The organism is Streptomyces sp. BBFR51 (assembly GCF_044591655.1).
GTDB lineage: Bacteria > Actinomycetota > Actinomycetes > Streptomycetales > Streptomycetaceae > Streptomyces.
The window spans coordinates 2,506,043-2,525,081 of record NZ_CP172448.1; the positions used below are offsets into that span (position 1 = coordinate 2,506,043).

Sequence of the window (19,039 nt, forward strand, 5' to 3'; positions counted from 1 at the left end):
TCCGCACCCACGGGTCCCTCGGTACGGTCAGGTGGTGGCCACCAGCATCTCCTCGCCGCTCGACGTGCCGAGGCCGTCGGTCCGGTGGGCGAAGTACCGCTCGTCGAGCATCGCGGCCGTCACGTGCCGGGCGTCCTTGAAGCCGGCGTCGCGGGCCATGGTCAGCATCTCGGGTGGGGTGAAGAAGCTGAGGAAGGGGGTGCCGGCCGCTCCGGCGCCCTTGCGTGCGGCCCGGAGTTGGGCCTGGCGCTCCGGTTCGAGGCGCTCCGGGGGCAGTTGGAAGGTCATGGCCAGTGTGGAGCCCGGGGCCAGTGACGCGATCCCCCGCAGCGTGGCGGCGTTCGCCTCCTTGGTGAGGTACATGGCGACGCCGGTGGACGCGACCACCGTCGGCCGGCCCGCGTCGAAACCGGCGGCCGCGAGCCGGTCCCACCAGGACTCGCCCGCCTCGAAGTCGACCGGGACGAGGCTGAGCCGGTCCGGGACGCCGAAGCCCAGCTCGTTCAGGCGGCGGCGCTTGAAGGCCTGAGGGCCGGGCCGGTCGACCTCGAAGATGCGGAGCCGGGCGGCAATGTCCGGTCTGCGCTGGGCGAAGGTGTCCAGTCCCGCGCCCAGGACGACGTACTGGGCGGCTCCCCGTGCGGCCTGCTCGACGACCAGGTCCTCGACGAAGCGGGCCCGGGCCACGATCGCGGCCCTGAACCAGCTGGTCGTGGCCGGGTCCATGTCCGGGCGGCCGCGCCAGTCGTCGCCGGGGTCGGCCAGTCGCAGGCCGACCTCGTCCTCGATCACATGAGGCGGCGCGTCCACCTGGACGTGCAGGGCCCGCCACAGGGCCACCCGCACCGCGGTGTCGTCCGGTTCCGCTGTCCGCTCGTCGGGCATGGGGCGCTCCCTTCGCGTCGGGTGATCAGTTCCGTGCCGGGGCCTGGAGACTCCACAGGCGCCCGTCGGGGTCGCGGACGGTCATCTCCCGGGTCCCGAAGTGGGTGTCCTCGAACGGGGAGACCACCTCGACTCCGGGGGCGGGGCTGAAGGCGTCGGCGTCCGGCACCTTCAGCACGAGCCGGACCTCGGGCTCCTTGTGCTCGGGGACCTCGGCGACGAAGAGGTAGGGGCCGTCGCCGTTGCGCAGTAGGCCGGAGGCGTGGTCCGTCGCGAACTCCAGCTCGTAGCCGAGCCCCTGCCAGAACTTGGCCGCCCTGCCCCAGTTGTGGGTCTCCAGGAACACGGCCTCGATGCCTTCGGTCGTCATGTCAGCTCTCCTTGTCGGACGGTCGGTCGGACTCCGTGCGGGGGCCGTCGAGATAGGCGCGCAGCGCGTCGGCCACCAGCGCCGACAGTGACAGCTCCGACTCGATGGCGCGGTACTTGACCTGCTTGATCAACCCGATCGGCAGGTACACGTTGAACTGCTTCACACTCTCGTCGTCGGCCACATGGCAATGCTAGCAAACTAGCCAGCTAGCAACGCAGAGATGAGTATGCGCGGAGCGGAGGCGCCGAAACGCCCCCGCCCGCCGTCACCGCCGTGCCGGCTCGGCCGCCTCCGGCACGTGCCCCGCGACCACGCGCTCGCGCCCGCGCACCGGGGCGGCGACCGCGCGACGCCGGTCCACCGCGTACGCCGTGCCCGCGACCGCCAGGCCGAGGACGGCCAGGGCCGCGCCCGCCGTGGCCGGGGAGGTGGTGCCGAGGCCCGCCGCGAGGGCGAGGCCGCCGATCCAGGCGCCGCCCGCGTTGGCGAGGTTGAAGGCGGCCTGGTTGGCGGAGGAGGCCAGGGAAGGGGCCGCCGCGGCCTTCTCCATGACCATCAGCTGGAGCGGGGAGCCGGTGACGAAGGCCGCCATGCCGAGGAGGGCCACCGACACGGCCGCCGTGACCGGCGTACGCATCAGCAGGGGGAACAGGGCCAGCACCACGACCAGCGAGGCGAGGCCCCCGAAGAGGGTGCCGCGCAGGGAGTGGTCGGCCAGGCGGCCGCCCAGCAGGTTGCCCGCGGTGGCGCCGACGCCGAACAGGGCGAGCAGCAGCGTCACGCTGGTCTCGGCGAAGCCGGCGGCGTCGGTGAGCATCGGCGTGATGTAGCTGTACGCCGCGAAGAGCGCGCCGAAGCCGGCGACCGTCGTGCCGAGCGCCAGCCAGACGGGCAGGGAGCGCAGGGCGGCCAGTTCGCCGCGCAGGCCCGTGGTGGGGGCGGGGGCGTGGTCGCGCGGGATCAGGGCGGCCAGGGCCGCTATCGCCGCCACGCCGATCGCGCTCACGCCGAGGAAGGTGGCCCGCCAGCCGAGCTGCTGGCCCATGGCGGTGGCCGCGGGGACGCCCACGATGTTGGCGACGGTGAGGCCGAGGAACATCAGGGAGACGGAGCGGGCCTTGCGTTCCGGCGCGACCATGCCGGTGGCGACGACCGCGCCGACGCCGAAGAAGGCGCCGTGCGGCAGGCCGCTGACGAAGCGGGCGGCCAGCAGGGAGATCTCGCCGGGCGCGACGGCCGACAGGGCGTTGCCGACCACGAAGAGCGCCATCAGGGCGATGAGGACGGCGCGGCGGGACATCCGCGTGGTCGCCGCCGCGAGCAGCGGGGCGCCGATGACGACGCCGAGCGCGTAGGCGGAGACGAGGTGTCCCGCGGTGGGGATGGAGATGTTCAGGTCGTCCGCGACGTCGGGCAGCAGGCCCATCATCACGAACTCGGTGGTACCGATGCCGAAGGCGCCCACGGCAAGGGCGAGCAGGGCCAGGGGCATGAAGGGTCTCGCCTTTCGAGAGCGGAGTGCGTACGGGAGGGACGACTGTATGTTCCCGTACGGAACAAAGCCTCTCAGGGCAGGTATTCCGCAGACGAATTTCAGGAAGCCGTTGTGTCGACCTTCACACGCGCGGCGATCGGAAGGTGGTCGCTGCCGGTCGCCGGGAGGGTCCAGCTGGTCATCGGCTCGACGCCGTCGACCAGGATCTGGTCGATGCGGGCCATCGGGAAGGACGCGGGCCAGCTGAAGCCGAAGCCGCTGCCCACGGCGCCCTGCGGGGAGCGCAGCTGGGAGGTGATCGCGGTGAGCGCGCGGTCGTTCATGGTGCCGTTGAGGTCGCCGAGCAGGATCTTGCGGGGCAGTTTCTCGTCGGCGATGGCCTCGCCGAGGGCGTCGGCGCTCTTGTCCCGCTGCCGGGCGGTGAAACCGGCCTCCAGCTTCACCCGTACGGAGGGCAGGTGGGCGACGTACACCGCGACCGGTCCGGACGGGGTGGCGACGGTGGCGCGCATCGCGCGCTTCCAGCCCAGTTCGATGTCGACCGCCTTCACGCCGCTGACCGGGTACTTGCTCCACAGCCCGACGGTGCCGACGACCGCGTGGTGGGGGTACTTCGCCGCGAGCGCCTTCTCGTACGTCGGTACGGCGGACGACTTCAGTTCCTCCAGGGCCATCACGTCCGCGCCGGCGGCGGCCACGGCGCGGGCGGTGCCGGCGGGGTCGGCGTTGTCGGCGTTGACGTTGTGCGTGGCCACCGTGAGGTCGCCGCCGGGGCCGGTCTTGTCGAAGAGCAGCCCGCCGAAGAGGTTGAGCCACACGCTCACCGGCACCACCAGCGCGATCAGCGCCGTGGCCGACTTGCGGACGAGGGCGATCACCAGCAGGACCGGGATCAGCAGGCCGAACCACGGCAAGAAGGTGTCGGTGAGGCTGCCGAGGTTGCCGATGGCGTTCGGGATGCGCGAGTGGGCCGCCATGACGGCCGCCAGGAGCAGCGCGACCGCGGCGGTGACCAGGCCCCGGGTCCAGATCCGCCGGTCGCCGCGCCAGCCGGTGACCACCCGGTCGAACAGGCGCCGAATCCGGGTCTCCCGGCGCTCGGGATCCGAGCCTCCGTTGTCCGTCTCCGTCATGTACGCCTGCTGCGCCATACCGTTGCCTCACTGCCTGCCGTGCCCACCGTCGCCCCCCGTGCCTCAGCACCATAGGGGATGATCGGTTCCGATCCCGCCGTCCCTCGACGGCCGTACGGGCACGAGGACGTACGAGTCACCGTGCGGAGTTCCGCGCACCGCCGGGACGGGCCCCTCTGTGACACAACGGGCATATTTCACCCCATGAGTCGTACGACGACACGTGACGAGGAGCCTCTAGGGGGTGTCGTTTGGATCATGCCGGGGTCGCGGGGCTCGGGTCGGCAACAACGCAACGTTCGCTGGAGCCGACCTGATCCAAACGACACCCCCTAGCCGTCAGGAGGCGGAAGGTGCCACCATGGAAGGGATCCGGGGACGCCGTGAGGGTGCCTCGAGATGACATGAAGGAGCCGTTGCCATGACGCAGCTTTCGGCTGCCCAGACGCCGCAGCGCACGCCCTCCGACGGGAGCAGGGCGCTGTACGGGGGCAAGATCAACCGTCGTATCACCGCCCGGGACATCGCCGCCGCCAAGGAGCGCGGCGAGAAGTGGCCCATGCTCACCGCGTACGACGCGATGACCGCGTCCGTCTTCGACGAGTCCGGCATCCCGGTCATGCTCGTCGGCGACTCCGCGGGCAACTGCCACCTCGGCTACGAGACCACCGTGCCCGTCACGCTGGACGAGATGACGATGCTCTCGGCCGCCGTCGTACGGGGCACCAGCCGCGCCCTGATCGTGGGCGACCTGCCCTTCGGCTCCTACCAGGAGGGTCCGGTGCAGGCGCTGCGCTCGGCGACCCGGCTGGTGAAGGAGGCGGGGGTCGGGGCGGTCAAGCTGGAGGGCGGCGAGCGCTCGCACCGGCAGGTCGAGCTGCTGGTGGAGTCCGGCATCCCCGTGATGGCGCACATCGGCCTCACCCCGCAGTCCGTCAACGCCATGGGCTACCGGGTGCAGGGCCGGGGCGAGGAGGCGGCCCAGCAGCTGCTGCGCGACGCCAAGGCGGTGCAGGACGCGGGCGCCTTCGCGGTCGTCCTGGAGCTGGTGCCGGCCGAGCTGGCCGCCGAGGTGACCCGGACGCTGCACATCCCGACGGTCGGCATCGGGGCGGGTCCGGACACGGACGCTCAGGTGCTGGTGTGGACCGACATGCTCGGGCTGACCGGCGGGCGGATGCCGAAGTTCGTCAAGCAGTACGCCGACCTGCGCAAGGTGATGGGCGACGCGGCGAAGGCGTACGCCGAGGACGTCGTCGGCGGAACGTTCCCGCAGGAGGAGCACTCCGTCCACTGAGCCACCGCGGTACGATCCCCGGCCCCGCCGATCTTCCCCCGTCGGCGGGGCCGGCGGTTTTGCGTGCCCGGTCTTTCGCCGTTGTCGTCCTTGTTGCCCTTGTCGTCCTTGTCGTCCTTGTCGTCAGACCACGGGCCGATACGCACTGGACCTGAGTCGAACCGCCCCTTCGCCCTTGGTCCAGGACGTCTCCGGCCGCGGGGCCGACGTGCCCGACGCGCCGCGCGGACAGACTCGTTCACCAGGTCGACGGGGCGGCGGGCCGCCCCTTCATCAGAAGGAGCACGTGCATGCGAAAGTACGCCGTTGCCGCTCTCGCCACCGTCATGGTGGCGCTTCTCACCTGGCAGGGAGCCGCCGCGGAGACGGTGCCGCGCGCGTCGCCCGAGCGGGTGAGCTGGGGCGAGTGCCCGGACGGCACCTCACTGCCGGGACTGGAGTGCGGCACGCTCGAGGTGCCGCTGGACTACCGCGAGCCCGAAGGCGAGAAGATCGACATCGCGATCTCGCGGATGGCCGCCGCCGACCCGCACAAGCGCCGCGGCGTGCTGCTGACGAACGCCGGCGGGCCGGGCGAACCGGGCCTGAACTACCCGTTGGTGCTGAAGTACTACGGCGTGCCGCAGAGCGTCCTTGACACCTACGACGTGATCGGTTTCGATCCCCGCGGGGTCGGCCACAGCTCTCCGGTGACCTGCGGCCTGGAGGGTGAGGCGACGGCGACGGCGAACATCCCCGAGTACGCGCTGGACCCGGCCGACGTCGCCGAGCAGGCCGAGTACGCGGCCGGGGTCGCGAAGAAGTGCGGCTCGGCGGCGACGGCGCCGATGCTGCCGCACATCAGCACGGCGAACACCGCGCGTGACATGGACCGGATCCGCGCGGCGCTGGGCGAGCCGAGGATCTCCTACCTCGGCATCTCGTACGGCACCTATCTCGGCGCGGTCTACTCCACGCTGTTCCCGCGCCGCGGCGACCGGATCGTCCTCGACAGTGCGATGGGCCCGCAGGGCAGCGGCCCGTCGGCCTCGCGCGGCTTCGGCGAGGGTGTCGAGGACAGGTTCCCGGACTTCGCGAAGTACCTCTCCGAGCATCCCGAGTACGGCTTCGGCACCTCGGTGGAGAAGATCAGGCGCAAGTACTTCGAGATCGCCGCCCGGCTGGACGCGGAGCCGAGGCCGGACGGCTTCGACGGCAAGCGGTTCCGCAAGGCCACGTTCGAGAAGCTCTACCTGGACCAGTGGCTGCCCGAACTGGCCTCGATCTGGCGTGCCGTCGCGACCGGAGGGCCCCTCCCGCCGGCCTCCCCGCCGGCGCCGCCCCGGGAGCCGGCCGACAACGCCGTCGCCTCTCAGCTCGCCGTGCTCTGCAACGACCGCGACTGGCCTGAGTCGGTCGCCACGTACCAGCGCAACGTCGAGATCGACCGTGCCCGCCATCCGATGTTCGGCGCGGCCGCCGCGAACATCTGGCCCTGCGCGTTCTGGCCGACCGAGCCGCTCGAGCCCCCGGTGAGGATCACCGACCGAGGACCGTCGAACGTGCTGATCGTGCAGAACCTGCGCGACCCGTCGACGCCGCTGTCCGGCGCCCGTGCGCTGCGCCGCGCCTTCGGCGAGCGGGCCCGGATGATCACCGCGGATCAGGGCGGACACCTTGCCTACCTCTTCCTGAAGAACCGGTGCCTCAACGACGCCACGACGCACTCCCTGGTCACCGGGGAGCGTCCGCGCACCGACCTGGCCTGCGCGGCGGAGTCGCACCCGAGCTGATGTCGGCGGGATGTCGGCGGTTTGTCGGTGGGGGGTGACAACGTCTTGCCCATGAAGCGAATCGACGACAACCCCCCGGCCGCGGACAGCGCGGTCACCGTGCGGGGGCTGGTCAAGCACTACGGCGAGACCAAGGCACTGGACGGCGTCGACCTGGATGTGCGCGAGGGCACCGTGATGGGCGTGCTCGGGCCGAACGGCGCCGGCAAGACCACCCTCGTCCGCATCCTGTCCACCCTCATCACACCGGACTCCGGTCAGGCGCACGTCGCCGGCTACGACGTCGTACGGCAGCCGCGGCAGCTGCGGCGGGTGATCGGGCTCACCGGCCAGTACGCGTCCGTGGACGAGAAGCTCCCCGGCTGGGAGAACCTCTACATGATCGGCCGGCTGCTCGACCTGCCCCGCCGGGCCGCGCGGACCCGCGCCGACGAACTCCTGGAGCGGTTCTCGCTCACCGAGGCCGGCAAGCGGCCCACGTCCACCTACTCCGGCGGCATGCGGCGCCGTCTCGACCTGGCCGCCTCCATGATCGGGCATCCGGCCGTGCTGTATCTGGACGAGCCCACCACCGGCCTGGACCCGCGCACCCGCAACGAGGTGTGGGACGAGGTCAAGCGCATGGTCGGCGACGGCGTCACCGTGCTGCTCACCACCCAGTACATGGAGGAGGCCGAGCAGCTCGCCTCCGAGCTGACCGTCGTGGACCGCGGCAAGGTCATCGCGAACGGCGGCATCGAGGAGCTGAAGTCCAAGGTCGGCGGCCGCACCCTGCGGGTCCGCCCGGCCGACCCGCTCCAGCTGCGCCCGCTCGCCGCCTTCCTGGACGAGCTGGGCATCACCGGGCTCGCCAGCTCCACGGTGGACACGCAGCGCGACGCGGTGCTGGTGCCGATCCTCAGCGACGAGCAGCTGACCGCCGTGGTCGGCGCGGTCACCGCGCGCGGCATCACGATCGCCTCCATCACCACCGAACTGCCCAGCCTGGACGAGGTCTTCCTGTCGCTCACCGGCCACCGCGCCAGTGCCCCGCAGGACCCCGCGCCGGCCACCGACGACGCCCGCGAGGAGGTCGCCGTATGAGCGCCGCCACCACCGCCCCCGCCCCCTCCCCCGCCGTGACTCCCACACCCGACGCCCGGATCACGCCGCGCGCGCACGTGCGGCACACCGGCGCCCTGATCCGCCGCAACCTGCTGTGGATCCGGCAGGACCCGGAGTCGATGTTCGACGCGCTGCTGATGCCGGTCGTCTTCACCCTGCTGTTCGTGTACGTCTTCGGCGGGTCGATCGGCCAGGCCCTGGGCGGCGGGCAGGACGGCTATGTGCAGTACGTGATCCCCGGCATGATCGCGATGATGAGCATGACGCTGTCCCAGAGCGTCGGCACCGGGTTCAGCCAGGACTTCAACTCCGGTGTCATGGACCGCTTCCGGTCGCTGCCGATCGGGCGCGGCTCGGTGCTCTTCGCGAAGATCGCGGTCGAGATGGCACGGATGCTGTTCGCCACCACCGTGCTGATGATCGTCGCCGTACTGGTCGGCTTCGACATCAACCACTGGCCCGGGCTGTTCGCGGCGGTGGGTCTGTCCGCGGTGTTCGCCTCGTCGATCATGTGGGTGTTCCTCACCCTGGGTGTGATCCTGAAGAACGCGCAGACCGTGCAGGCGATGGGCTTCATGGTGCTGTTCCCGCTGCAGTTCGGCTCCTCGATCTTCGCGCCGACGCAGTCGATGCCCGGCTGGCTGCAGTCCTTCACCGACTACAACCCGCTGTCCACGCTCGCCGACGCCGCGCGCGGACTGATGGTGGGCGGCCCGGTCGCGCACGACCTGTGGATCACGCTCGGCTGGTCGGTGGCGATCACGGCGGTGATGGCGCCGGTGGCCATCCACAAGTTCCGTACGAAGACCTGACGGGGTCAGACGAGGGCGGCGGCCTCCTGGGAAGAGAGGCGGCCGCCCTCGGCGTACGCGGCGTCGTACGCCTCGGCGCCGAGCACCTCGCGGATCCGGTCGACGGCCCGCTGGAGCACGTCCCGTTCCATGCCCGTCGGCACGTGGCCCGGCGGCAGCATCGTTTCGGCGACGCCGAGGCACCGGGCGGCGTCCGCGGCCCGGCGCCCGCCGTCCACCCGGGCCAGCGCCATCGCGGCGATGGTCAGGTACGCGGAGCCCATGTGCGGGGCGATGGCCTTGGACAGCGGGTCCTCGGACCGCTCGATCGAGTTGCGGACTTTGGCCAGGCACTCCTCGTGCCGGCCCTCCAGCGTGGCGAGCCAGGCCTCCGAGGCGAGGATGAAGGCGTCGAAGACGACGAAGTGGGCGATGGAGAACTCCTCGCGCAGCAGCCGCAGTTGCTCGCTCGCCTCGACGGTGCGGCCGGTCATGCCGAGCCGGCCGGCGAGGAACAGCCGGGCGGCCGGCATCGCGCCGTTGTGGCCCGTGCCCGCGGTGCGCTCAATCACGTCGCGCAGCATGCGTTCGCCCTCCTCGGCGTCGCCGGCCTCCAGCAGCACGCTGCCGAGCCGGGCGTCGAGCACGTCCACCTGGGCGTGCGCGCCGATCCACGCGGCGTGCTCCGCGGCGGCCCGGTAGTCGGCGGCCGCGAGCCGGTACTCGCCCCTGCGTTCATGGGCCTCGGCGCGCCCGGAGAGGGCCTCGGCGGTGCCCCAGGCGTCACCGAGGCGGTGGTAGATCTCCAGCGACTCGTCGGCGTCCCGGATCGCGTCGCCCGCCCAGTCGGCGCGGTTGGCGAGCATGTTGGCGCGCATCTGAAGGGCTCCGGCCAGCTCCCACTCGTACCCCGGGGTGCGACGGCAGGTGCGCACGGTGGCTTCCATGATCTCGCGCATCCGCTCCATGTCGCCGGTGAGCATCACGGCGAAGAACCAGAGCAGGCCGGGGCTGGCGCAGGTCTGCGGCAGGCCGGGCTCGTAGGTCGCGGCGATGACCCGCAGTTTCTGCTGGGCCGCCGGTTTCTGCCAGGCGTCCAGCTCCGTGTCCATGCAGGCGAGGTGGGCCAGGTGCACGCCGCGCCGGGCCTCGGCGAGGACCTCGCCTGTCATGGGGGGCGGGGCGGCCGTGCACCGCTCCCACACGGGCCGGGCGGGGCGGACCGGTTCGGCGAAGGGGTCCGGGCCGAGCGCCATGACCTCGCTGAACCAGCCGCGGGCCTCCACCCGCAGGTCGCGCATCTGCCAGTACCAGACCAGCGACAGCGCCAGGCACAGCGCCTCCTGCTCGTCGCGCTCGAAGACGGCGTGGCGCAGGGCGGTGCGCAGGTTCTCGTACTCGCGCTCCAGTCGTTCGATGGCGACGAGCTGCCGTGGTCCGCGCAGCAACGGGTCGCTCGTGCGGGCGAGTTCGCGGTAGTACGTCAGATGCGCGCGCTCGGCGCCGGCCCGGCCGCCGGACGCGTCGAGGCGCTCCCCCGCGTACTCGGCGACGGTCTCCAGGAGCCGGTAGCGCATGGCCTCGCCGCCGTTCCCGTCCGGCACGGGGGCGGCCACGACGAGGGACTTGTCGACGAGGGAGCCGACGGCGTCCAGGGCCGCGGGCCCGCACACGGCCTCGGCGGCGGCGACGTCGCAGCCGCCCGCGAAGACGGACAGCCGCCCCAGCACGTCGCGTTCGTCCTCGTCGAGCAGGTCCCAGGACCAGTCGACGACGGCGCGCAGCGTCTGCTGGCGCGGCAGGACGGTGCGGCTGCCGGAGGTGAGCAGGCGGAAGCGGTCGTCGAGGCGGTCGGCGATCTGGCGCGGGGTGAGCATGCGCAGCCGGGCGGCGGCCAGTTCGATGGCCAGCGGCAGGCCGTCGAGGCGGCGGCAGATCTCGGCGCAGGCGGCGGCCGTCTCCTCGTCGGCGTCGACGCGGAAGCCGGGGCGGGCGGCGGCGCCCCGGTCGGCGAGCAGCCGGAGCGCGGCGGGCTCGGGCAGCGGCTCCACCGGGCGCAGCGACTCCCCCGGCACGCCGAGGGGTTCGCGGCTGGTGGCGAGGACGGTCAGATGGGGGCAGCGGGCGAGGAGTTCCTCGGTGAGGCGGGCGGCGGCGTCGACGACGTGTTCGCAGTTGTCGAGGACGATCAGCATGCGGCGCCGGCCGCAGTGCTCGACGAGCCGCTCGACGGCGGTGGCCTGCCGGTCGGCGCCGACGGCCCGCATCTCCTCGGCGCCGGCGCCGTACAGCACGGTCTCGCGGGCGCCGACAGCCGTCAGCACGGCCTCCGGGACGGCGCCGGGGTCGTCGACGGGGGCGAGTTCGGCCAGCCACACGCCGTCGTGTGCCGTGTCCCCGGCGCCCTCGGCGGCCTCCTGCGACAGCCGGGTCTTGCCCGCGCCGCCGGGTCCGAGCAGGGTGACGAGACGCGCGCTCGCCAGGTCGGCGCGCAGGGTCTCCAGGTCGGTGTCCCGGCCGACGAAGGAGGTGAGCCGGGCGCGGAGGTTGCCCCGGGGTCGCGACGCCGGGGCGGACGCGGGCACCGCGGCTGCGGCCGGTGCCGTGGCGGGCTCGGGTGCCGCGGCGGGCACTGGAGCCGTTGGCCCGAGCAACTGCCCGTGCAGCGCCCGCAGTTCGGGTCCCGGGTCGGCGCCGAGCCGGTCCGCGAGCAGCAGTCGTACGGCCTCGTAGGCGGCCAGTGCCTCGGCGGTGCGGCCGGTGTCGCGCAGGGCGCGCAGCCGCAGGGCCTGGAGGGGCTCGTCCAGGGGGTGGCCGTCGCACAGGGCGGTCAGCTCGGGCAGGGAGTGCTCGGCCTGCCCGAGGTCCAGGGCGGCGCTGTGGCGGGCGCGCAGGGCGTCCAGGTGCCGGGTCTCCCAGCGGGCCGCCTCGGCGGTGTGGTCGGGCAGGTCGGCGAGGGCGGGGCCGCGCCACAGGGTCAGGGCGTCGTCGAGCACGACGGCCGCCTTGGCGGGGTCGCCGTCGGCGAGGGCGCGGGCACCCTCGCCGGCCAGCCGGTCGAAGCGGTGCAGGTCGATGTCGTCCGGGGCGGCGGTGAGCCGGTAGCCGCCGTCGGCCGAGGCGACCGAGCCGGCGCCGAGCGTCCGGCGCAGCCGCCCGACCAGTGCCTGTAGAGCGCCCGTCGCGTCGGCGGGCGGATCGCCGCCCCACACCTCCTCCACCAGCAGCCCCGCGGGCACGGCGCGGCCGGCGCGGAGGGCGAGCACGGTCAGCAGCGCGCGCAGCCGCGCCCCGCCGAGCGGGACGGCCGTGCCGTCGGGACGGGATACCTGTGTGGTGCCGAGAATGCGATAGCGCACGGGGTCCATTGTCCCCGCTGCCGTCGGAGCCGGTCACGGGGTTTTGACGGAGCGGCGCCACAAACCGCGGGAGAGAGCCGTCACCACGAGGCCGACGTCTCCCCCTCGCCTCCCGGGGAACCGGTCACCGCCCCGAGACGTTCCCCCCGTGCGCCCGGTACGGTCGGGCAGTCCCGCAGGTGCCCGCGCGTGTCCGACAGCCAGGGAGTTCCATGACCACCGCCACCGCCCGCCCCAGTGACCGGCGGATCAGTCCCGTCTTCCTCGGGATCGTCGCCGTCGCCGCGGTCACGGGCTGGGCCACCTGGACCGGGTTCGCCGAGCAGCCGGGGCTCGCCCTGTTCCTGTTCGTGACGGCGGCGTGGGTCGTTTCGCTGTGCCTGCACGAGTACGCGCACGCCCGTACCGCGCTGCACAGCGGCGACATCTCGGTCGGCGCCAAGGGCTATCTCACGCTGAACCCGGTCAAGTACACCCACGCCCTGCTGAGCATCGTGCTGCCGGTGCTGTTCGTGATCATGGGCGGGATCGGTCTGCCCGGTGGTGCCGTCTTCATCGAGCGCGGCCGGATCCGGGGCCGCTGGCGGCACAGCCTGATCTCGGCGGCGGGCCCGCTGACGAACGTCCTGTTCGCCGTGGTGTGCACGGCGCCGTTCTGGCTGGACGCGCTGGACGGCGTGCCGCGCGACTTCCGGCTCGCGCTGGCCTTCCTCGCGCTGCTCCAGGTCACGGCGGCGATCCTGAACTTCCTGCCGGTGCCGGGCCTGGACGGCTACGGGGTGATAGAGCCCTGGCTGTCGTACAACGTGCGGCGGCAGGTGGAGCCGCTCGCGCCGTTCGGGCTGCTGATCGTGTTCGCGCTGCTGTGGATCCCGGCGCTCAACGGCGTGTTCTTCGACGTGATCGACGCGCTCCTGCGCGGGCTGGGGATCGGCGAGGTCGACACGTACTGCGGCTTCGAGCTGTACCGCTTCTGGCAGACCGACGAGCTGTGCACGGTCGGTGGCTGACGCCGTTCAGCCCGTGAGGGACGTGGAGCGGCGGGTGTCGCGGCCGCGCTTGACGTAGTACCAGCACATGTTGGACGACAGCCCCGACAGCAGCACCCACACGACGCCGATCAGCACGCTGCCCCGCACGAAGGAGACGACGGCGGCGGCCACGGCGAGTACGCAGACGGCCAGGGCGTAGAGGGCGAGGCGGGGCATGATGCGGGCTCCTGTCGGGGGACACGTGCGGGGGCCGCGAGTACTACGGGTGCGTACCGCGGGCACCCACCAGTGTCCCCCATCGCCTCATACGTCCGTGACGCGGAGCCCGGCGTGTGCCTTGTAGCGACGGTTGACGGAGATCAGGTTGGCGACCAGGGACTCGACCTGGTGGGCGTTGCGGAGCCGGCCGGAGAAGACGCCGCGCATGCCGGGGATGCGTCCGGCGAGGGCCTGCACGATCTCCACGTCGGCGCGTTCCTCGCCGAGCACCATCACGTCGGTGTCGATCTCGTCGATCTCCGGGTCCCGGAGGAGGACCGCGGAGAGGTGGTGGAAGGCGGCGGCGACCCGGCTGTCCGGCAGCAGTGCGGCGGCCTGCTCGGCGGCGCTGCCCTCCTCGGGCTTGAGCGCGTAGGCGCCCTTCTTGTCGAAGCCGAGCGGGTTGACGCAGTCGACGACGAGCTTGCCGGCCAGTTCCCCGCGCAGGGATTCGAGGGTCTTGCCGTGGCCCTCCCAGGGCACGGCGACGATCACGACGTCGCTGCGGCGGGCGGTCTCGGCGTTGTCGGCACCCTCGACGCCGTGGCCGAGTTCCCCGGCGGCGGCCTCGGCGCGCTCGGCGGCGCGTGAGCCGACGATCACCTTCTGGCCGGCCTTGGCGAGGCGGTACGCGAGGCCCTTGCCCTGGGGGCCGGTGCCGCCGAGCACGCCGACGACCAGCCCGGATACGTCGGGCAGGTCCCACGGGTCCTTGGCGGGGGCCTTCTGTGCGGCACTGTCGGTAGAGGTCATGGGCCGACCCTACGTCCGCCCCGGCCGCCGCAGAAGTACGGGTCGCAGCGGGGCGCGGGCGTCCCCGGGTCGGGGGAATCGGCGGCGAACACCGGACCGGGAGGGCCGGGTTGCGGCAGGATGCGGCCCCATGGACGCCGTACGGGTGGCACTGCTGCGGGAAGTGCTCGCCGGGACCGAGTGGCTGGGCGCCACCCGGCGCTTCGCGGGGGCGCTGCGGGGGTCGGTCGTCCCGCACGGGGGCGGTCTGCTGCTGGTGGGCACCGCCGAGCACGAGCCCTGGCATCTGGCCGCGCACCTGGTGGACGAGGCCGCCTGGTCGGGGACGCCGGAGCTGGCGCCCAGGCTGGTACGGCACGACGCGCGCCCGTCCGACCCGGCGCATCTGGCGGTGGGCCTGGGGCGGCTTGCGGCGGCCAGGCGCGGGGAGACGCTGCTCGTGGTGACGCCCGACGACCCCGGCGCCCACCTCCTGGAGCGGGTGCACGACGCCCGCCGGGCCGGGGCGACGGTGCTGGCGCTGGGCACCGACCGGGAGCCGGGCGAGCGGGAGCTGAGGGTCATGGCGCACGAGACGCTGACCGTGCCGGACGGCGCCGAGCTGGACCTGGACACGGTGCAGCACCTGGTCAGCGCGGCGGCCGGGGAGAACGCGGGGCCGCCGCCCCGGCACCGCAGGCGCTTCAGGGACCGCCTGTCCCGCCTGGCCGACCATCTGACGGCGCCGCCTCCGTCCGGCTGGTGACGGCCACCGGGAAAACCTGTTGCCCGTGCCCCGGCCGCCGTCCGACGATGACCCCTCGTGACCGACACCGTCCCCGCGGACTCCGCCCCGCCGGCTTCCGAAGACCCCTCCACCACGCCCACCGGCTGGCGCGCGCTGCTGCCCGACCTCTCCCCCTGGCGGGCCTCCCCGGACTTCCGCCGGCTGTGGCTGGCCGGTCTGATCACGAACTTCGGGAGCTTTCTGACGTTCGTCGCGCTGCCGGTGCAGCTCAAGGAGCTGACGGGCTCGGCGGCGGCGGTGGGCGCGATCGGTGCGGTGGAGCTGGTCCCGATGGTGGTCTTCGGGCTGTACGGCGGTGCGCTGGCCGACGCCTGGGACAAGCGGAAGCTGATCGTGTGGACGGAGGCCGGTCAGGGGGTGCTGTGCGCGGCCCTGCTGGCCAACGCGCTGATGCCGAGCCCCGCCGTGTGGCCGCTGTACGTGATCGCCGCGTTCACCTCGGCGCTCGGCGCGGTCCAGCGACCGGCCCTGGACTCGCTGATCCCGCGGATCGTGGCCCACGAGCACCTGCCGGCCGCCGCCTCGCTGAACTCGCTGCGCTGGCAGGTCGGCGGGGTCGCCGGGCCGGCGCTGGCGGGCGTGGTGGTGGCCTACGCGGGGCTGGGCTGGGCGTACGCGGTGGACCTGGTCACCTTCGCCGTCTCGGTGGCGCTGGGGATCGGTCTGGCCGCCTCGCCGGCGTCGAACGAGGCGCGGAAGCCGTCGTGGGCGGCGATCGCCGAGGGCGCCCGGTACGCGTGGAGCCGCAAGGAGCTGCTGGGCACGTACGCGGTGGACATCGCGGCGATGTTCCTGGCGATGCCGCTCGCGGTGCTGCCGTTCCTGGCGGACGAGCTGGACGCCGAGTGGTCGCTCGGGCTGATGTACGCGGCGATTCCGGCGGGCTCGCTGCTGGTGAGCGTGAGCAGCGGGTGGACGTCGCGGGTGCACCGGCACGGGCGGCTGGTGGTGCTCGCGGCGGCCGGCTGGGGACTCGCGATCGCCGCCGCGGGGATCGCCGGGAACGTGTGGCTGGTGCTGCTGTGCTTCGTCCTCGCCGGTGCCTTCGACATGGTCAGCGGCATCTTCCGCGGGGCGATGTGGAACCAGACCATCCCGGACGAGCTGCGCGGCCGGCTCGCCGGGATCGAGCTGCTGTCGTACTCGGTGGGCCCGCAGCTCGGCCAGGTCCGGGCGGGCGGCACGGCCGCGCTCGCCGGGGTGCGGGCGTCGGTGTGGTCGGGCGGGCTGCTGTGCGCGGGCGCGGTGGGGCTGCTGGCGCTGTGCCTGCCGACGATGATGACGTACGACGTGCGGACGAACGAGCACGCGGTGCGGCTGCGCGAGAAGCGCGCGGCCGCCGCGAGTGAGTGAGTGAGAGTAAGTGAGTGAGTGAGGTCAAGTGAGCGGCCGGGGCGATCAGTCCTCGTCCGTGCCCTCGGCGGCTCGCTTCGTCGAGGCGTCGTGCCACTTGGGGTCGTTCTCCCACTCGAGGTTGCGCTCCCGGGCGGTCTGCATCGCGTGCTCGGCCTCCGCGCGGGAGGCGTACGGCCCGAAGCGGTCCTTGCCCGGACAGTCCGGGCCCTCCTCGACCTTCTGGTGCTCCAGGCAGTAGTACCACTCGCCCGGCTTTCCGACCGTGCGCTTCTTGAACAGGGCCATGGACAGCTCCTCTCGCCACCGACATGTTCCCCCATGCCCGCTGGTTAGACTCGCTTGCATGTCTGGCCAGTCGCTGCTCGTTCCAGGGGAGCTGTCTCCCACCCGTCCCGTGCCCGGAAACATCCGTCGGCCCGAGTACGTCGGCAAACCCGCGCCGACGCCGTACACCGGGCCGGAGGTGCAGACGCCCGAGACCATCGAGGCGATGCGCGTGGCCGGGCGGATCGCGGCGCGGGCGATGGAGGAGGCCGCGAAGCTCATCGCGCCCGGTGTGACGACGGACGAGCTGGACCGGGTGGCGCACGCGTACATGTGCGACCACGGCGCCTACCCCTCGACGCTCGGCTACCGCGGTTTCCCCAAGTCCCTGTGCAGCTCGGTCAACGAGGTCATCTGCCACGGCATCCCCGACTCCACGGTGCTGCGCGACGGCGACATCGTGAACCTCGACGTGACCGCGTACATCGGCGGTGTGCACGGCGACAACAACGCGACCTACCTGGTCGGCGACGTGGACGAGGAGAGCCGGCTGCTGGTCGAGCGCACCCGGGAGTCCCTGGCCCGCGCGATCAAGGCGGTCCGGCCGGGCCGCCAGATCAACATCATCGGCCGGGTCATCGAGTCGTACGCGAAGCGGTTCGGGTACGGGGTGGTGCGGGACTTCACCGGTCACGGGATCAACAGCTCGTTCCACTCCGGGCTGATCGTCCCGCACTACGACAGTCCGCACGCGACGACCGTCATCCAGCCCGGGATGACCTTCACGATCGAGCCGATGCTGACGCTCGGGACCCATGAGTACGACATGTGGGACGACGGCTGGACGGTCGTGACGAAGGACCGCAGGCGGACGGCGCAGTTCGAGCACACGCTGGTGGTGACGGACTCCGGGGCCGAGATCCTGACCCTGCCGTAGCCGCGTCGCACGCACCTTTCGGGGCCCGCTCTCCACATGGAGGGCGGGCCCTTTCGTGTCCGGGTACGCTTTTACCGACAGGACGTCGGAAAGCTATTGACTTAGGTAAGCCTAACCACAGAAAATCGGGCTCATGGACTCCTTCTCGACCCTCATCCGCACGGCGTCGCACGAGCAGCACGTGGAGGCGGAGACCTCCACCTTCATGAGCGACCTGCTCGGCGGCCGGCTCGGCGTGGACGCGTACGCGCGCTACACCGAGCAGCTGTGGTTCGTCTACGAAGCCCTGGAGGCGCCCGCCGGGCGGCTGGCGTCGGACCCGGTGGCCGGGCCGTTCGTCCGGCCGGAGCTGCTGCGGCTGGCCTCCCTGGAGCGGGACCTGGCGCATCTGCGGGGCGCCGGATGGCGCACGGGGCTGACCGCCCTGCCCGCGACCGAGGCGTACGCGGCCCGCGTGCGCGAGTGCGCCGAGCAGTGGCCGGCGGGATACGTCGCCCACCACTACACGCGCTACCTCGGCGACCTTTCGGGCGGGCAGATCATCCGCGACAAGGCCGAGCGGACGTGGGGCTTCGCCAGGAAGGGCGACGGGGTCCGCTTCTACGTCTTCGAGGAGATCTCCAACCCCGCCGCCTTCAAGCGGGAGTACCGCGAGCTGCTGGACGGCGTCCGCGCCGACGACCTGGAGAAGCAGCGGATCGTCGCCGAGTGCAAGCGCGCCTTCGCGCTCAACACTGCGGTCTTCCGGGCGCTGGGCGAGGAATTCCCGCTCTCCGCCTGACCGGACGGCGGTGCGGGTCTTCCTCGGGTGCGGGAGCGGTGGCGGACGTCGTCACCGCTCCAGCCGCACCCGGCCGCCGATCTCGACCCAGCCCCCGGGCTGCGGCGCCGTGAGGATCTGCGAACCGGCCCCCTGCGTGATGTTGAGGGCGCGGCCCAGCCGGTCGGTCAGCAGCAGCGCCGCCGCGCCGGTCGCCTCGTCCTCGTCGATCCCGTCGTCGCGGCCGGGGAAGGCGCGGGCCCTGATCCGCCCCGCCGCCTCGTCCTCCCACGCCCAGGCATAGATCCACTCCCCCTTCACGGGTACCGCGAGATGGTCGACCTCGGCGACGGAGGCGTACTGACGCAGGGTGCGCGGCGGGGCCCACTCGGGGCGGGCCTCGATCCAGCTGAACTCCCCGTCCAGCCGGGTGCCCACCACCCCGGCCGGCGTGACGAGTTCGGGCACGTCGAGCAGCCAGGCGGTGCCGACGCAGGGGTGGCCGGCGAACGGCAGGCGCAGGGTGGGCGTGTAGATGTCGACGACGCCGCGCTCGGGGTCGTCGACGAACACGGTCTCGCTGAAGCCGAGTTTGGCCGCCAGCTCCTGTCGCCGCGCGGGCTCCGGCAGCACGGAGCCGTCCCGGACGACGCCCAGTTCGTTGCCGTATCCGCCGTTCGGCGCGCAGAAGACGCGCAGTACGTCGTAGTCAGTCACGGAGGC

General features: G+C 72.6%; 19 protein-coding genes. 9 read left to right on the forward strand and 10 right to left on the reverse strand.

The window, feature by feature from the left end:
• Positions 1-27 precede the first annotated feature (27 nt).
• The 5 genes from ACGH7X_RS11395 to ACGH7X_RS11415 all read right to left on the reverse strand — a co-directional run bounded on the left by ACGH7X_RS11395 (position 28) and on the right by ACGH7X_RS11415 (position 3,904).
• Positions 28-885: a class I SAM-dependent methyltransferase gene (locus ACGH7X_RS11395; RefSeq protein ID WP_399884289.1), complete on the reverse strand. Its 858-nt coding sequence runs from the start codon at positions 883-885 to the stop codon at positions 28-30.
• 25 nt (positions 886-910) lie between these two features.
• Entirely contained in the window at positions 911-1,255 is a 345-nt protein-coding gene (locus ACGH7X_RS11400) for a VOC family protein (protein ID WP_399884291.1), read from the reverse strand.
• 1 nt (position 1,256) lies between these two features.
• Positions 1,257-1,439 carry a CopG family transcriptional regulator gene (locus ACGH7X_RS11405; RefSeq protein WP_399884293.1) on the reverse strand — a complete coding sequence of 61 codons (183 nt, stop codon included), beginning with the start codon at positions 1,437-1,439 and terminating at the stop codon, positions 1,257-1,259.
• 84 nt (positions 1,440-1,523) lie between these two features.
• Positions 1,524-2,750, reverse strand: a complete 1,227-nt coding sequence (locus tag ACGH7X_RS11410) for an MFS transporter (protein ID WP_399884295.1) — start codon at positions 2,748-2,750, stop codon at positions 1,524-1,526.
• Between the two features lie 101 nt (positions 2,751-2,851).
• A complete protein-coding gene (locus tag ACGH7X_RS11415) occupies positions 2,852-3,904 on the reverse strand; it encodes an endonuclease/exonuclease/phosphatase family protein (protein WP_399884297.1) in 1,053 nt (350 codons plus the stop codon).
• A gap of 403 nt (positions 3,905-4,307) precedes the next feature.
• Here ACGH7X_RS11415 and panB point away from each other — a divergent pair, with 403 nt between their 5' ends.
• The 4 genes from panB to ACGH7X_RS11435 all read left to right on the forward strand — a co-directional run bounded on the left by panB (position 4,308) and on the right by ACGH7X_RS11435 (position 8,871).
• Complete coding sequence (gene panB, locus ACGH7X_RS11420; protein WP_399884299.1) at positions 4,308-5,183, forward strand: 3-methyl-2-oxobutanoate hydroxymethyltransferase; 876 nt, start codon at positions 4,308-4,310, stop codon at positions 5,181-5,183.
• A gap of 290 nt (positions 5,184-5,473) precedes the next feature.
• The gene (locus ACGH7X_RS11425; RefSeq protein WP_399884301.1) at positions 5,474-6,955 is read left to right on the forward strand and encodes an alpha/beta hydrolase; all 1,482 of its coding nucleotides are present in this window, start codon (positions 5,474-5,476) and stop codon (positions 6,953-6,955) included.
• 51 nt (positions 6,956-7,006) lie between these two features.
• Positions 7,007-8,038, forward strand: coding sequence for an ATP-binding cassette domain-containing protein (locus tag ACGH7X_RS11430; protein ID WP_399884303.1), 1,032 nt, complete (start codon positions 7,007-7,009; stop codon positions 8,036-8,038).
• On the forward strand, positions 8,035-8,871 hold the full coding sequence (locus ACGH7X_RS11435) for an ABC transporter permease (protein WP_399884305.1): 837 nt from the start codon (positions 8,035-8,037) through the stop codon (positions 8,869-8,871). Before ACGH7X_RS11430 ends, ACGH7X_RS11435 begins: the two co-directional genes overlap by 4 nt.
• A gap of 5 nt (positions 8,872-8,876) precedes the next feature.
• Here ACGH7X_RS11435 and ACGH7X_RS11440 read toward each other — a convergent pair whose 3' ends face one another.
• Positions 8,877-12,218 (reverse strand): BTAD domain-containing putative transcriptional regulator, encoded by a 3,342-nt coding sequence (locus ACGH7X_RS11440; RefSeq protein ID WP_399884307.1) that lies wholly within the window; start codon positions 12,216-12,218, stop codon positions 8,877-8,879.
• A 203-nt stretch (positions 12,219-12,421) separates the two neighbouring features.
• On the opposite strand from ACGH7X_RS11440, the gene ACGH7X_RS11445 reads away from it, so the two are divergent.
• Positions 12,422-13,219, forward strand: a complete 798-nt coding sequence (locus ACGH7X_RS11445) for a site-2 protease family protein (protein ID WP_399884309.1) — start codon at positions 12,422-12,424, stop codon at positions 13,217-13,219.
• 6 nt (positions 13,220-13,225) lie between these two features.
• Here the strand turns inward: ACGH7X_RS11445 and ACGH7X_RS11450 are convergent, their stop codons facing one another.
• Both ACGH7X_RS11450 and npdG read right to left on the reverse strand, forming a co-directional pair.
• A complete protein-coding gene (locus ACGH7X_RS11450) occupies positions 13,226-13,417 on the reverse strand; it encodes a hypothetical protein (RefSeq protein ID WP_399884311.1) in 192 nt (63 codons plus the stop codon).
• 87 nt (positions 13,418-13,504) lie between these two features.
• A complete protein-coding gene (gene npdG / locus ACGH7X_RS11455) occupies positions 13,505-14,212 on the reverse strand; it encodes an NADPH-dependent F420 reductase (RefSeq protein WP_399884313.1) in 708 nt (235 codons plus the stop codon).
• 130 nt (positions 14,213-14,342) lie between these two features.
• On the opposite strand from npdG, the gene ACGH7X_RS11460 reads away from it, so the two are divergent.
• Together ACGH7X_RS11460 and ACGH7X_RS11465 are read left to right on the forward strand one after the other, a co-directional pair.
• The gene (locus tag ACGH7X_RS11460) at positions 14,343-14,957 is read left to right on the forward strand and encodes a hypothetical protein (RefSeq protein ID WP_399884315.1); all 615 of its coding nucleotides are present in this window, start codon (positions 14,343-14,345) and stop codon (positions 14,955-14,957) included.
• Between the two features lie 57 nt (positions 14,958-15,014).
• Positions 15,015-16,352, forward strand: a complete 1,338-nt coding sequence (locus ACGH7X_RS11465) for an MFS transporter (protein WP_399884317.1) — start codon at positions 15,015-15,017, stop codon at positions 16,350-16,352.
• 45 nt (positions 16,353-16,397) lie between these two features.
• On the opposite strand, the gene ACGH7X_RS11470 is transcribed toward ACGH7X_RS11465, so the two are convergent.
• Positions 16,398-16,640, reverse strand: a complete 243-nt coding sequence (locus tag ACGH7X_RS11470; RefSeq protein ID WP_399884319.1) for a hypothetical protein — start codon at positions 16,638-16,640, stop codon at positions 16,398-16,400.
• A 58-nt stretch (positions 16,641-16,698) separates the two neighbouring features.
• On the opposite strand from ACGH7X_RS11470, the gene map reads away from it, so the two are divergent.
• Both map and ACGH7X_RS11480 read left to right on the forward strand, forming a co-directional pair.
• Entirely contained in the window at positions 16,699-17,556 is an 858-nt protein-coding gene (gene map / locus ACGH7X_RS11475; RefSeq protein WP_399884321.1) for a type I methionyl aminopeptidase, read from the forward strand.
• A gap of 133 nt (positions 17,557-17,689) precedes the next feature.
• Positions 17,690-18,337: a heme oxygenase (biliverdin-producing) gene (locus ACGH7X_RS11480; protein WP_399884323.1), complete on the forward strand. Its 648-nt coding sequence runs from the start codon at positions 17,690-17,692 to the stop codon at positions 18,335-18,337.
• Positions 18,338-18,388: 51 nt separating this feature from the next.
• Here ACGH7X_RS11480 and ACGH7X_RS11485 read toward each other — a convergent pair whose 3' ends face one another.
• Positions 18,389-19,033 (reverse strand): PhzF family phenazine biosynthesis protein, encoded by a 645-nt coding sequence (locus tag ACGH7X_RS11485; protein ID WP_399884325.1) that lies wholly within the window; start codon positions 19,031-19,033, stop codon positions 18,389-18,391.
• Positions 19,034-19,039: the final 6 nt, after the last annotated feature.

What these genes read in the sequence shown, in the direction of transcription:
- ACGH7X_RS11395 (WP_399884289.1), bottom strand. Translation starts at nt 885, where the DNA reads ATGCCCGACGAGCGGACAGCGGAACCGGACGACACCGCGGTGCGGGTG.
- ACGH7X_RS11400 (WP_399884291.1), bottom strand. Translation starts at nt 1,255, where the DNA reads ATGACGACCGAAGGCATCGAGGCCGTGTTCCTGGAGACCCACAACTGG.
- ACGH7X_RS11410 (WP_399884295.1), bottom strand. Translation starts at nt 2,750, where the DNA reads ATGCCCCTGGCCCTGCTCGCCCTTGCCGTGGGCGCCTTCGGCATCGGT.
- ACGH7X_RS11415 (WP_399884297.1), bottom strand. Translation starts at nt 3,904, where the DNA reads ATGGCGCAGCAGGCGTACATGACGGAGACGGACAACGGAGGCTCGGAT.
- panB (WP_399884299.1), top strand. Translation starts at nt 4,308, where the DNA reads ATGACGCAGCTTTCGGCTGCCCAGACGCCGCAGCGCACGCCCTCCGAC.
- ACGH7X_RS11425 (WP_399884301.1), top strand. Translation starts at nt 5,474, where the DNA reads ATGCGAAAGTACGCCGTTGCCGCTCTCGCCACCGTCATGGTGGCGCTT.
- ACGH7X_RS11430 (WP_399884303.1), top strand. Translation starts at nt 7,007, where the DNA reads ATGAAGCGAATCGACGACAACCCCCCGGCCGCGGACAGCGCGGTCACC.
- ACGH7X_RS11435 (WP_399884305.1), top strand. Translation starts at nt 8,035, where the DNA reads ATGAGCGCCGCCACCACCGCCCCCGCCCCCTCCCCCGCCGTGACTCCC.
- ACGH7X_RS11440 (WP_399884307.1), bottom strand. Translation starts at nt 12,218, where the DNA reads ATGGACCCCGTGCGCTATCGCATTCTCGGCACCACACAGGTATCCCGT.
- ACGH7X_RS11445 (WP_399884309.1), top strand. Translation starts at nt 12,422, where the DNA reads ATGACCACCGCCACCGCCCGCCCCAGTGACCGGCGGATCAGTCCCGTC.
- ACGH7X_RS11450 (WP_399884311.1), bottom strand. Translation starts at nt 13,417, where the DNA reads ATGCCCCGCCTCGCCCTCTACGCCCTGGCCGTCTGCGTACTCGCCGTG.
- npdG (WP_399884313.1), bottom strand. Translation starts at nt 14,212, where the DNA reads ATGACCTCTACCGACAGTGCCGCACAGAAGGCCCCCGCCAAGGACCCG.
- ACGH7X_RS11460 (WP_399884315.1), top strand. Translation starts at nt 14,343, where the DNA reads ATGGACGCCGTACGGGTGGCACTGCTGCGGGAAGTGCTCGCCGGGACC.
- ACGH7X_RS11470 (WP_399884319.1), bottom strand. Translation starts at nt 16,640, where the DNA reads ATGGCCCTGTTCAAGAAGCGCACGGTCGGAAAGCCGGGCGAGTGGTAC.
- map (WP_399884321.1), top strand. Translation starts at nt 16,699, where the DNA reads ATGTCTGGCCAGTCGCTGCTCGTTCCAGGGGAGCTGTCTCCCACCCGT.
- ACGH7X_RS11480 (WP_399884323.1), top strand. Translation starts at nt 17,690, where the DNA reads ATGGACTCCTTCTCGACCCTCATCCGCACGGCGTCGCACGAGCAGCAC.